The 13,587-nt window shown below is 35.2% G+C and carries 10 protein-coding genes; 6 read left to right on the top strand and 4 right to left on the bottom strand.

Going from position 1 to position 13,587, the window contains the following annotated elements:
- Positions 1-76: 76 nt before the first annotated feature.
- Complete coding sequence (locus FLACOL7796_RS07475; RefSeq protein ID WP_173970191.1) at positions 77-2,227, top strand: RICIN domain-containing protein; 2,151 nt, start codon at positions 77-79, stop codon at positions 2,225-2,227.
- A gap of 82 nt (positions 2,228-2,309) precedes the next feature.
- On the opposite strand, the gene ilvA is transcribed toward FLACOL7796_RS07475, so the two are convergent.
- The 4 genes from ilvA to FLACOL7796_RS07455 form a co-directional block, all read right to left on the bottom strand.
- A complete protein-coding gene (gene ilvA, locus FLACOL7796_RS07470) occupies positions 2,310-3,554 on the bottom strand; it encodes a threonine ammonia-lyase IlvA (RefSeq protein WP_173970190.1) in 1,245 nt (414 codons plus the stop codon).
- A 275-nt stretch (positions 3,555-3,829) separates the two neighbouring features.
- Positions 3,830-4,369, bottom strand: a complete 540-nt coding sequence (locus FLACOL7796_RS07465; RefSeq protein ID WP_173970189.1) for a DUF4136 domain-containing protein — start codon at positions 4,367-4,369, stop codon at positions 3,830-3,832.
- 51 nt (positions 4,370-4,420) lie between these two features.
- Positions 4,421-6,397 carry a urocanate hydratase gene (locus FLACOL7796_RS07460; RefSeq protein WP_173970188.1) on the bottom strand — a complete coding sequence of 659 codons (1,977 nt, stop codon included), beginning with the start codon at positions 6,395-6,397 and terminating at the stop codon, positions 4,421-4,423.
- A gap of 572 nt (positions 6,398-6,969) precedes the next feature.
- Positions 6,970-7,152: a DUF5522 domain-containing protein gene (locus FLACOL7796_RS07455; protein ID WP_083694411.1), complete on the bottom strand. Its 183-nt coding sequence runs from the start codon at positions 7,150-7,152 to the stop codon at positions 6,970-6,972.
- A gap of 113 nt (positions 7,153-7,265) precedes the next feature.
- Here FLACOL7796_RS07455 and FLACOL7796_RS24650 point away from each other — a divergent pair, with 113 nt between their 5' ends.
- From FLACOL7796_RS24650 to FLACOL7796_RS07435, 5 genes are all read left to right on the top strand, one after another.
- Positions 7,266-7,601 (top strand): hypothetical protein, encoded by a 336-nt coding sequence (locus FLACOL7796_RS24650; protein WP_232067317.1) that lies wholly within the window; start codon positions 7,266-7,268, stop codon positions 7,599-7,601.
- An 8-nt stretch (positions 7,602-7,609) separates the two neighbouring features.
- The gene (locus FLACOL7796_RS07450; RefSeq protein WP_173970187.1) at positions 7,610-8,506 is read left to right on the top strand and encodes a 1-aminocyclopropane-1-carboxylate deaminase/D-cysteine desulfhydrase; all 897 of its coding nucleotides are present in this window, start codon (positions 7,610-7,612) and stop codon (positions 8,504-8,506) included.
- A complete protein-coding gene (locus FLACOL7796_RS07445; RefSeq protein ID WP_173970186.1) occupies positions 8,499-9,395 on the top strand; it encodes a glucosaminidase domain-containing protein in 897 nt (298 codons plus the stop codon). Before FLACOL7796_RS07450 ends, FLACOL7796_RS07445 begins: the two co-directional genes overlap by 8 nt.
- Before the next feature lie 122 nt (positions 9,396-9,517).
- A complete protein-coding gene (gene hemL / locus FLACOL7796_RS07440; protein ID WP_173970185.1) occupies positions 9,518-10,804 on the top strand; it encodes a glutamate-1-semialdehyde 2,1-aminomutase in 1,287 nt (428 codons plus the stop codon).
- 175 nt (positions 10,805-10,979) lie between these two features.
- A complete protein-coding gene (locus tag FLACOL7796_RS07435) occupies positions 10,980-13,454 on the top strand; it encodes a zinc-dependent metalloprotease (RefSeq protein WP_173970184.1) in 2,475 nt (824 codons plus the stop codon).
- Positions 13,455-13,587 lie beyond the last annotated feature (133 nt).

Below are 13,587 nucleotides of genomic sequence, written 5' to 3'. Positions count from 1 at the left end.
ACATAATATTGAGTTTAATTAGTAAAATTAATCTTAAAAAATAAGAAAAATTTAATTATCAAAAACTCACAAAAACATGAAGAAAACTACCCAAAATCGAACAACTTCAGTAAACCTTAAAATAATGATGTATGTCATTATAATGATTTCGTTTATTATTAAGGTCAATGCACAAACCGTAACACCGTGGATTACCAGCGGAGATCAAACCAGATTATTACAACAACAAGGCACCGTTAATTTCGGTACCAATTCAGGAACCAATCCCTCAACCGTAACTATTAATGCAGGAACAACCTACCAGACCATGGACGGATTTGGTTACACTCTTACCGAGGGAAGTTGCGAAGTAATTAGCGCAATGGCAGCTACTCAGCAAAATCAGTTATTAAATGATTTGTATAATCCTGTTACAGGCTTAAATGCCAGCGTAGTTCGTATTAGTATAGCTGCTTCAGATTTAAGCAGTTCATCTTATAGTTACAACGAAACTTCAGGAGATGTAAATATGAACAACTTTAGTCTTAACGGACCGGATTTGACATATTTAATTCCCATTATCAAAAAAATTCAGCAAATTAATCCCAACATAAAAATATTAGCAACACCGTGGTCAGCACCGAGATGGATGAAAACCAATAATTCATGGGTGGGCGGGAGCTTACAAACACAATATTACGCTGCCTACGCGAGATATTTTGTAAAATACATTGCTGCTATGCAAGCACAAGGAATTCCGATTTGGGGAATCACGCCTCAAAACGAACCTGAGAATCCGCATAACGAGCCAAGTATGCTAATGAATTCTACAGAACAAAAAAACTTTATCAATCAACAACTTGGGCCACAAATGGCAGCGGCAGGTTATGGAGGCGTTAAAATTATAGCTTTTGATCATAATTGCGATAACACCGCTTATCCTATAGATGTTTTAAACAATAGCAGTTATGTTGATGGTGCAGCGTTTCATTTGTATTTAGGAAACATTTCGGCCATGTCAACCGTAAGAAATGCAACCAATAAAAACGTTTATTTTACAGAACAATATACAGGATCAGGCGGAAACTTTGGCGGAGATTTTGGCTGGCACATGCAAAACGTAGTAATAGGAAGTACGAATAACTGGTCTAAAACGGTTTTAGAATGGAATGCTGCAAATAACCCAAGTTTAGGACCACGTACTCCTGGCGGATGTAATACTTGTTTAGGCGCGATTACAGTAAATAACAGTACCAGTTATACTAGAAATGTGGCATATTATATTATAGGTCAAATCTCAAAATTTGTAAAACCCGGTGCAGTAAGAATTGGTTCTTCAAGTACCAGCGGTACAATTCAAACCGTTAGTTTTAGAAACCCTGACGGATCGATTGCACTTGTAGTTTATAATTCAGGATCGGCCAATACCATAAAAGTAGTTTCAGGATCGTCAGCATTTAATTATTCAGTTCCCGCATCATCAGCAGTTACTTTTAACTGGTCAGCAGGAAATCCACCATCAACTTCTTTTCCGGGCTATTACAATATCATTTCAAGAAACAGTAATAAAGGATTAGATGTTGCTGATAATTCGACAACAAGCGGAGGACGCATTCAGCAATATGATATTACCGGTGGAGGAGGAAGCAATCAACGCTGGAAGTTTGTTCCGGATGGAAGTGGCAATTATTACATCATTGTAAAATCGACAGGATTGTATTTGGCACCAGAAAGCAATAGTACAGCTGACGGAATAAAAGTACAGCAAAGAGCATTCTCATCTTCAAACGAATTCAAATGGACAGTTAACAGTCTTGGAGGAGGTTACTATCAAATTATTAATGTAAATAGTGGCAAATCCCTGGATGTAGAAAGTGTTTCTACGGCAAACGGCGCTAATATTCAGGTTTGGGCGTATACCGGAGGATTAAATCAGCAATGGCAATTGGTACAGGTTGAAGCTTCTGCGGCTAAGAAAGTTGCCGTTGAAGAAGAGGTTAATACTGTATCTGATTTTTCTCTTTATGTTAATTCTACAAATAACTATTTAAAAATTAATACCCCAAATTCAGGTTCCGGACAAGTTGAAGTTTATAATGCTTCCGGCCAAAATGTTTTAAAAAGAAACGTTGAATTTACCACTGGAAATGAAGCCGAAATAGAAATTTCGCAATTACCAAAAGGTATTTATGTAGTTAAAGTGAACGATAGTAAAAGCACCTATTCTAAAAAAGTAATAAAGAAATAATTACCAATTTTTAAATTTTAATTAGTGATTTTATTTTGGTTTGAAAAGGCTGTCTGATTTAAAACTCAGACAGCCTTTTGTTTTATCCTATCAATTGTGTAAATAAATCCTGGTTGTCATTTAGGTATTGAAATTCGAAACCATTTTTCGTCATATTCAATTTAATAGCCATAATGTCGTTTTTGTTTTTTAATTCTAAACCAACCACTACAGAACCAACTTCACGACTGTTTTTCTTAGCAAACTGAAAATAAGTGATGTCATCATCCGGTCCTAAAATATTGTTTACAAATTCTTTTAAAGCGCCCGGACGTTGCGGAAACTGGATCATAAAATAATGCATCAAGCCTTCATATAATAAAGAACGTTCCTTTATTTCGGCCGTTCTTTCAATATCATTATTGCTTCCGCTAACCACGCAAACGACGTTTTTACCTTTAATTTTATCGGCATAAAAATCCAGAGCAGAAATTGTCAGAGCTCCCGCTGGTTCTACAACCATGGCTTCTTCATTATACAAACGTAAAATTGTAGTACACACTTTTCCTTCGGGAACCAGAATAATATCTTCGAGATTGTATCGGCAAATTTCAAAAGTTTTATCTCCAACTTGTTTTACAGCGGCACCGTCTACAAATTTGTCAATCGTTTTTAAGGCCGTATTTTTATTTTCTTCAATAGAAGTTTTCATCGATGGTGCTCCCTTTGGTTCAACGCCAATAATTTTAGTATTCGGACTCAAATGCTTAAAAACTTCAGATAATCCGGAAGCCAGTCCACCGCCGCCAATCGGAACAAAAACATAATCAATCGGTTCTTTAAAACTTTCCAGAATTTCTAAACCTACCGTTCCCTGACCTGCAATTACTTTTTCGTCATCAAAAGGGTGAATAAATATTTTATGGTTTTGAATGGCATCTGCTGTGGCCGACGCGTAAGCATCATCGAAAGTATCACCCGTTAAGACAATTTCTACAAACGATTTTCCAAACAACTGAACTTGTTTTACCTTTTGTTTCGGAGTTGTTTTAGGCATATAAATTTTACCTTGTATTTGTAGCAGATGACAAGAATAAGCAACACCCTGCGCATGATTTCCGGCACTTGCACAAACAATTCCGATTGCTTTTTCTTTTTCGTTCAACGAAGAAATCTTGTTGTAAGCGCCTCTAATTTTGTATGAGCGTACAATTTGTAAATCTTCCCGTTTCAATAAAATAGTCGATTGAAACTCTTCTGAAAGATTTAAATTTTGTGTGAGTGGAGTAGCGGCAACTACATTTTCGAGTTGCTTTTTTGCAGCAAGTACTTCGTTAAATAGATTCATAATTTTTGTTTTTTTTGCCACGAATTGCACGAATTAGCACTAATTTTTATTCTCAAATAAAGTAGAAATAATTCGCGTTGATTCGTGAAATTTGTGGCGACTTTAATCTTCGTTAAATAAAAAAAACCTCCCGATGCGGGAGGTTTGATAAATTGTATTTTGTTTACTTATTTATATAATACCTCGCCATTATTGCTGAATAGCAATAATATTAATAGAGATAATAATGATATTTAAGTTTTTCATTTCAGATATTTGAAAGGCAAATGTATTAATTATTTTTTAACCGGAGGATATTGCGCTAAAACTTTAGATACAATTTCTTTTACTCTTGCATCTTTTTTATCGACGTTTTTAGTTAAGCTTGCAACTCCTTCACCTTGCCAGATCATTTCTTTCTTTTTAGCATCGATTAAATCAATGAATAAAGTTCCTTCTGTAGAAGTTGATACAGTAGTTTGGTTTCCTCCGTACATCATGTAAGGATTCCATCCCCAACCCCAACCGTAGCCCCAACCGGCGCTAAATTGGTTTACGTTTACTTGTTCTCTTGATTTTGTAAAAATATTTACTAATAAATCAGGATTTTCGCTTTTTGTAAAACCTTTGGCTTGCATTTCTTCGTCTATGGCGTGTAGAATACGTCTTTTATCCAAATCAGAGATTTCAACCTTATCAATTCCGGGCTTAAAAAAAGCATACGTCTTATAAGGCGCAAAATCTACGTTTTTATCGTAATCAGAATATACGCTTACCGTGCTGCATGAGGCTAATAGTAAAAGCAAAAAAACGGGCACTAATTTGAATGTTTTCATATGTTTAAAAATTTTAATGTTCTTCGTTTTTAATTAAATACGAAACTTTCCCTAAAATAGATTTTCATCTACAATATTAGGTAAAGTAACTTTTAATAATGGCTCAACTTCCATCGCTCTTTTTATAGCAAAAATAGCTTCGTCATTTCGAGCCCAGCTTCGTCTTGAAATTCCGTTGTTAACATCCCAAAAAAGCATTGACGCTAAACGTTTTGAAGCCTCTTTAGAACCATCAAGAACCATACCAAAGCCACCATTTATAACCTCTCCCCAGCCAACTCCGCCACCATTATGAATCGAAACCCAGGTTGCTCCTCTAAAGCTGTCTCCAATCACGTTTTGTATTGCCATATCGGCTGTAAAACGAGATCCGTCATAGATATTAGAAGTCTCTCTGTAAGGCGAATCAGTTCCGGAAACATCATGATGATCACGACCCAAAACCACCGTTCCGATTTCGCCTTTTGCAATCGCCTGATTAAAGGCTTCGGCAATTTTAATTCGGCCTTCGGCATCCGCATATAAAATACGTGCCTGAGAACCTACAACTAGTTTGTTTTCCTGTGCTCCTTTGATCCATTTAATGTTGTCCTGCATTTGCTGCTGAATTTCATTCGGAGAAGTTTTCGCCAATTCTTCTAAAACCTGACTGGCGATAGTATCAGTTTTTTGTAAATCTTCCGGTTTTCCTGAAGTACAAACCCATCTAAAAGGACCAAAACCGTAATCAAAACACATTGGTCCCATAATATCCTGTACATAACTCGGATATTTGAAATCTATATTATTCTCTGCCATTACATCTGCTCCGGCGCGCGAGGCTTCAAGTAAAAAAGCATTTCCGTAATCAAAAAAGTAAGTTCCTTTTGCGGTATGTTTGTTTATTGCTTTCGCTTGACGACGTAACGATTCCTGTACTTTTTCTTTGAATAATTCAGGATTATTAGCCATCATTTCGTTTGCTTCTTCAAAAGAAATTCCAACCGGATAATAACCTCCAGCCCACGGATTATGAAGCGAAGTTTGATCAGAACCTAAATCAATTTTGATGTTTTCCTCATCGAAACATTCCCAAACATCAACTACATTTCCTAAATAAGCAATCGAAACTACTTCTTTATTGGCTTTCGCCAAAGTGACTCTTTTTACCAATTCCTCAGTCGAAGTAACAATCTCATTAATCCATCCTTGTTCGTGACGAATTTTGGTGATTTTTGGGTTTACTTCGGCGCAGACCGTAATACAACCTGCAATGTTTCCGGCTTTTGGCTGTGCACCAGACATTCCGCCAAGTCCAGAAGTAACAAATAAATTGCCTTCAGGATTTAATTTTATTTTTCTAAAACCATTCAAAACCGTAATTGTCGTTCCGTGAACGATTCCCTGAGGTCCAATATACATATAACTTCCCGCTGTCATTTGTCCGTATTGCGAAACGCCCAAAGCATTCATTTTTTCCCAATCGTCCGGTTTAGAATAATTCGGGATGACCATTCCGTTGGTAACGACAACTCTTGGCGCTTCTTTGTGCGAAGGAAACAATCCCATCGGATGACCTGAATACATCGTTAAAGTCTGTTCATCTGTCATTTCAGACAAATATTGCATCGTCAATAAATATTGCGCCCAGTTCTGAAAAACAGCTCCGTTTCCGCCATATGTAATTAATTCATGCGGATGTTGGGCCACAGCATAATCCAGATTGTTCTGAATCATGTGCATAATCGCTTTTGCCTGTATTGATTTTCCAGGATATTCATCAATTGGTCGTGCGTACATTCTGTAATCAGGACGTAGACGATACATATAGATACGACCGTAAGTTTCTAATTCTTCTGAGAATTCTTTAATTAATTCAGCATGATGTTTCGCTTCAAAATAACGCAATGCATTTTTTAGCGCTAGTTTTTTCTCTTCTGCCGAAAGAATTTCTTTTCGTTTTGGCGCGTGGTTAATGGCCAAATCATAAGTTGCTTTTGGAGGTAATATTGACGGAATTCCTTGTTTTATTTGTTCTTGAAAAGTCATATTCTTTTTTAGGTACTTAGTTGCTAAGGTTCTAAGTTGCTAAGGTAATTTAGCAAGATTAACAACAGATTAATTTTTTTGTTCTTTCGATTATTTTGTCCGGCTGGAACTTAAATCTATAAAAATATCACCCTCTGGGGCTTAAATGCGACTGACGATGAATTGATTCTACTAATATTTCGCTCCTATGGAGCTCAAAAAAGTAAATTACCAAATAGATATAAAGCCTTGGAAAGGCGACATATTTATAGAAATAATAATCACCCAATACAAAAGCTCCAGCGGAGCGAAATATTAATTGATGCAATTGGAATTTTAGAATTAGAATTTATTCAAATTATCTAATTTTCGAATTGACTCATTGGTACATTAATACATTTTCAAATTAAAACTAAGGATAACGAATATCCGACCTGTGATAGGATTTGTGGATGGTAATCCTAAATTTTCGCAAGAGAATATCCATTTACAATTTTAGATTTTAGATTATTGATTTTAGATTGTTGAATTATCTAATTGATATATTTTTAAACTAACAAATTATCTCATTATCAAATTGGCACATTATCTAATTAGACTTTTTTTCTAATTTGACCTGTGTTTTTATCAAAACCATATGGACAATGACGGCAACCACTTTTGCAGCAATAACCACGTTTTAGATGGTGTTTTTCAGTAAAGCATTTATAACCTTCGGGCGTATAGTAAAAATCTTCGCCTTCGATTAGTTTATTTTCATTACTTTGCTCTTTCATAAATCTGTTATGGGTTGATGTTCTTCTTTATTTAAAATCAAATAAACGAATTTGATTGTCATTTTAATGAAATCGAACATTTTTTATCTACAAATTTATAAATTTTACAGCTAATGTTTCTAATTGTTGCTAAATATTTAATTCCGAAAGGATATAGGGGAATGGCTGTGTTTCCATTTATAATTTTAAAATACCACTTAGATAAAGAGAATCCCGTTTTTGTGAATCACGAAAAAATTCATCTTCGTCAACAATTAGAATTACTCGTTTTACCATTTTATATTTTTTACGTTTTAGAATATATAATTAGGTTAATACAATACAAAAACAAAGATTTAGCGTACAGAAATATAAGTTTTGAAAGAGAAGCTTATGCAAATGAAACGGATTTAAATTATTTGAGAAACCGATCTTTTTTTGGTTTTTTGAATTACATAACTTTAAAATAAAATAGATTTTGAATCAGGAAATTCATATCAACTTTCCTAATCATATTTCATTGACTATAAAACGTGACGATCTCAATCATCCTTTTATTTCGGGGAATAAATTAAGAAAATTAAAATACAATTTACTTCAGGCGAAAGCCGAAAAGAAAGATACATTGGTGACTTTTGGCGGCGCTTTTTCGAACCATATTGCAGCGGTAGCTTATGCCGGAAAAGAGCAGGGATTCAAGACCATAGGCGTTATTCGCGGCGATGAACTTTTTGATAAAATAGAAGAAAACCCAACGTTGAAATTTGCTCAGGAAAACGGAATGCAATTTGAGTTTGTCACCAGAGAAGATTACCGACATAAAAGTGACATTTCGTTTATCGAAAAATTAAAAGAGAAGTTTGGCGATTTTTATTTAGTGCCCGAAGGCGGAACAAATGAACTGGCCGTAAAAGGCTGCGAAGAGATTTTGACAGCTGAAGATGCTGTTTTTAATTTTGTTTGTTGTGCGGTAGGAACTGGCGGAACAATTTCCGGATTGATCAATAGTGCGTTGCCAAATCAGAAAATTTTAGGGTTTCCGGCGTTAAAAGGTGACTTTTTAACCGATGAAATTCGTATTTTTGCAAAACAAGATAACTGGAATTTGATTTCTGACTATCATTTTGGAGGTTATGGAAAGATAAATTTAGAATTAATTGAATTTATCAACACTTTTTTTGAAGAAACAAAAGTGCCTTTAGATCCAATTTATACAGGAAAGATGGTTTTTGGCGTTATAGATTTAATCCATAAAAACTATTTTCCTGAAAATTCAAAAATATTGCTCCTTCATACCGGCGGATTGCAGGGAATAGACGGAATGAATATAAAATTGAAACAGAAAAAATTACCAATACTTAAAAGCAATGGTTAAAAAAATAATAACATTCTTAATTCTTGCCACTTTAGTAAGTTGTTCGTCGAGTAAACCTACGATTGCGACGACCAAAAAAGCAGCAGCGGTTCAGAGGCCAAGAGTAGCAACCACTAAAAAACAGGCTCCTGTTAAACCAATTGGAAAAAATTACCCTTCTACAAATAATACAACTGAGGTTATTCAATCTACTTCAAAAACAGTTGTAACCAGCGATTTAATTACGAATTATGTTTTGCAATATAAAGATATTGCAATGGGAAACATGCAGAAATATGGTATTCCTGCCAGTATTATTTTGGCGCAGGGAATCTTAGAATCTGGTGCAGGAAGAGGTGATTTAGCATTAGAAGCAAACAATCATTTTGGGATAAAATGCCACAAAGACTGGTTGGGCGAAAGTGTTCGTCATGACGATGATTCAGCTCAGGAATGTTTTAGAAAATATCCCGAAGCGGCAGAATCGTATAGAGATCACGCTTTGTTTTTGGTGGGTAAAAAACGATATGAAACGTTATTTACTTACGAGAAAGACGATTATAAATCCTGGGCAAAAGGTTTGAGAGCAGCTGGTTATGCGACAGATCCTAATTATCCGGACAAATTAATAAGTTATATCGAAAGGTATAATCTGCACCAATACGATTGTCAGGTTACGGGAAGAAATTACAAACCTTTCGAGAAAACTACTCCGACTAAAAGTGTATCGACTCCAACAAAAAGTGCATCAAATTCAAATGCAAACGATCCTAATTCATACGAAGTTCAAAAAGGAGATACTCTATATTCTATTTCAAAAAAATTCAACGTATTGGTTGATGACTTAAAACAAAAAAACAATCTTTCAGACAACGCCATTTCTATCGGGCAACGATTGAAGGTGAAGTAAATTTTTTTAGTTTTCAGTCTCAGTCTCAGTTTTCAGTTTTGCCAACAATCTAAAATCTAAATTTTAAAATCAAGTTCTCAGTTTATAATCTAAAATCTGAACTCAAAAATCTAAAATAAAAAATGTTATATAAAAGAAGTAGTCAGCTTTTTGCTGAAGCAGAAAAAGTAATTCCGGGAGGAGTAAATTCGCCAGTAAGAGCCTTTAAAGCAGTAGGAGGAACTCCAATTTTTGTAAAAAGTGCCCAAGGTGCTTATTTGTATGATGAGGACGGAAATAAATTAATAGATTATATCAACTCTTGGGGACCAATGGTTTTGGGTCATGCTTATCAGCCTGTTGTTGATGCTGTAATCGAAAAAGCAAAACTGGGAACTTCTTTTGGAATGCCAACAGAATTAGAAACTCAAATCGCTGCTTTGGCGGTTTCTATGGTTCCGAATATTGATAAAATAAGATTTGTAAATTCAGGTACAGAAGCTTGTATGAGTGCCATTCGTTTGGCTCGTGGATTTACAAAAAGAGATAAAATTGTAAAATTTGCCGGTTGTTACCACGGACATTCTGATTCATTTTTGATTCAGGCCGGAAGTGGAGCCGTAACTTTTGGTTCGCCAAATAGTCCTGGAGTTACAGAAGGAACTGCAAAAGATACTTTGTTGGCAAAATACAATGATCTAGAGAATGTAAAAACTCTTGTAGAAGCGAATAAAAGCGAAATTGCAGCGATTATTATCGAAGCAGTTGCCGGAAATATGGGTTGTATTCCACCAGCAAAAGGTTTCTTAGAAGGATTAAGAGAATTGTGTACAGCAAACGGAATCTTATTAATTTTTGATGAGGTTATGACTGGTTTCCGTTTGGCCCGCGGAGGAGTTCAGGAATTGTATAATATCAATGCTGATATTGTAACTTTCGGAAAAGTAATTGGCGGAGGTTTACCGGTTGGTGCTTTTGCTGCCCGCGAAGAAATCATGAATTATCTGGCACCACTTGGTCCGGTTTATCAGGCAGGAACATTATCAGGAAATCCGTTAGCTATGGCTGCAGGATTGGCCATGTTGCAGGCACTTGATAATGATCGTGAAATTTTTACCCGTTTAGAAGAAAAAACAGCTTATTTAGAAGCGGGAATCGATAGAGTTTTAAAAGCAAATAATGTTGTTTTTACGATCAATAGAGTAGGTTCTATGATTTCGGTACATTTTGATGCCAATCCGGTTACAGATTTTCAAACGGCGGCAAAAGGAGATAACGAAACGTTTAAGAAATTCTTTCACGGTTTACTGCAGGAAGGAATTTATATCGCACCATCGGCTTACGAAACATGGTTTATTACAGATGCGTTGACTTATGAAGATTTAGACTTCACAATTAATGCGATTGATAAAGTTTCAAAGACATTTTAAAACTTAAGAATTATATATTTTCAATTTCAGGCCCAGCTTTAATAAAGTTGGGCTTTTTTTAGCTATTAAATTTTAATTTGAAGTAGTTAATAAAAAGTTAATGAGAATGTTTATCCTTATATATTTAGAATAAAAATTATTTTTGTTTAACAAATAATCATTAAACTTACCATAAATGAAGAAATTTTTCATTTTTATTACAATGACAGTTTTTATGCTGTTTTCTACCAAACAAAATGCACAATCTAAAAAGAAAGAAACAAAAAAAGGAGAAACTGTAGTTGCTCCACCGGAGAAAAAATCAGAATCGACGATAAAAGAATACAGTAAAGTAATTACCAAAGATGCTGTTTCTGATGAAGGACTTTTCACCGTGCATAAAGTTGATAAAAAATATTACTTCGAGATTCCCAATAAATACTTAGATAAGGATATGCTTTTAGTAAGCAGACTTTCTAAATTACCAGCAAATTTAGGTGGAGGATATGTAAATGCCGGTTCTGAAACCAGTGAACAATTAATAGTTTGGCAACGTTTTCAGGATAAAATTCTCATCAAATCAAAATCATACAATGCGGTGGCAAACGATACTTTGCCTATTAGTATTTCAGTAAAAGCCAACAATTATGAACCTACATTATTTGCTTTTGATATTGTCGCTTTAAGCAAAGATTCAGCAAATACAGTAATTGATGTTACTAAATTTTACAGCACAGATGTAAAAGCAATTAGCGGAATATCAGCAGAAATGCGTGAAACTTATAAGGTAAAAGGATTGGATGATTCGAGAAGTTTTATCAATACGATTAAAAGTTTTCCGATGAATATCGAGGTAATTCAGGATATGACTTATAATGCCTCTAAGCCATCAATGTTAGAAGATACAGAAGCTATAAGCATTCAGATGAATCAATCGATGGTTTTATTGCCGGAAATACCAATGAAACCGAGATTAGCAGATCCAAGAGTGGGATGGTTTACAGTGAGCCAATACGATTACGGAAGCAGCGAATTAAAATCAGACCTTAAAACATACATTCGCAGATGGAGATTAGAACCTAAAGATCCTGAAGCGTATCAAAGAGGAGAATTGGTAGAACCGATAAAACCAATTGTGTATTATTTAGATCCTGCAACGCCAGAAAAATTAAGAAAATATATTAAACAAGGAATTGAAGAATGGCAAAAGCCTTTTGAAGCGGCAGGTTTTAAAAATGCAATTATTGCAAAAGACGCGCCAACAAAAGAGGAAGATCCTGATTTTAGTCCTGAAGATATTCGTTATTCGGTTATTCGTTATGTAGCAAGTACAACGCGTAATGCGGTTGGACCAAGTGTTTCTGATCCCCGAACGGGAGAAATTATCGAAAGCGATGTGATCTGGTACCACAATCATTTGCGTTCGTACAGAAACCGATATTTGTTAGAAACCGGAGCAGCAAATCCTTCGGCAAGAACGTTGCAAACCAGCGACGAAGAAATGGGAGAGATGATGCGAATGGTTATTGCTCATGAAGTAGGTCATGCTTTAGGATTTCCGCACAATATGGCAGCAAGCTGTGCTTATGATGTAGAAAGTTACAGAAACGGTGATTTTACGCAACAAAACGGAATCTCGGCCAGTATTATGGATTATGCCCGTTTTAATTATATCGCTCAGCCCGGAGATAAAAATATTCGTTTTGTTCGAAAAATGGGTGCTTATGACCAATATGCAGTAAATTGGGGATACAGAGTGATTCCGAATGTGAAATCTCCAAAAGATGAAGTTTCAACTTTAGACAAATGGATTTTAGAGAAAGCCGGAAATCCAATATATAAATTCGGAAAACAAAGTAGTGCTTTTGATCCTACAACTCAAACAGAAGATATTGGAAATAATTCGATGAAAGCAAGTTCATACGGACTTAAAAATCTTGAATATGTGGCAAATCATTTAAATGAATGGACCAGTAATGTGACCAATGATTACGGAGATTTAGATGAATTGTATAAAGAAATGCTGGATGTGTGGAGCAGATATGTTGGTCACGTAGTAACCAATGTGGGCGGAGTTTATGAAAACACCAAAAAGCCAAATCAGACCGGAAACATTTATGAAGTGGTGCCAAAAGCGAAACAAATAGAAGCAATGAACTGGCTTCAGGCAAATGCTTTTGCATCGCCAACCTGGATTGTAAATCTAAATACTTTAAAAAATACGGATGTTGCAGGTTATACAGAAAGGTTTAGAGCTTTGCAGGTGCGACATTTAAATAATTTATTAAGTATTGGTCGTATTGGCCGTTTGATGGACAATGAAATTCTAGGTGCAGATACTTATAAAGCATTAGATTTATTAAAAGATACACGAAAAGGAATCTGGAAAGAAACTGCAACGCCGGCTAATGTAACGATATACAGAAGAAATTTGCAAAGAGGTTATCTGGACAGAATGGGCGTTTTAATGACAGAAGAAATCAAACCAGCAGACCGATCTGTAATTTATTATAATGTAGCGCAATCTGATGTAAGAGCTTTGGTTCGCGGAGAATTAACTGCTTTAAGAAGTACTCTTTTAGCAGCCAAAGCAAAACCGGTAAACACAGAAACAAAATACCATTATGAAGATTGTATCAAAAGAATTGATTTAATTCTGAATCCGAAATAGGAAATGTATAGAAATAAAAAAAGAGGCTTACGAGCTACCGTCTGGACACAAATATATTTTTAGTTATATTTGATAAAAAGTGCAGACTAGATATTTTGAAAATTTAAAAGACAAGCGATTGTTGAATAGAGGT

This window comes from Flavobacterium bizetiae, assembly GCF_902804475.1.
Classification (GTDB): domain Bacteria; phylum Bacteroidota; class Bacteroidia; order Flavobacteriales; family Flavobacteriaceae; genus Flavobacterium; species Flavobacterium bizetiae.
This window is presented reverse-complemented; position numbering and strand designations above follow the sequence as displayed.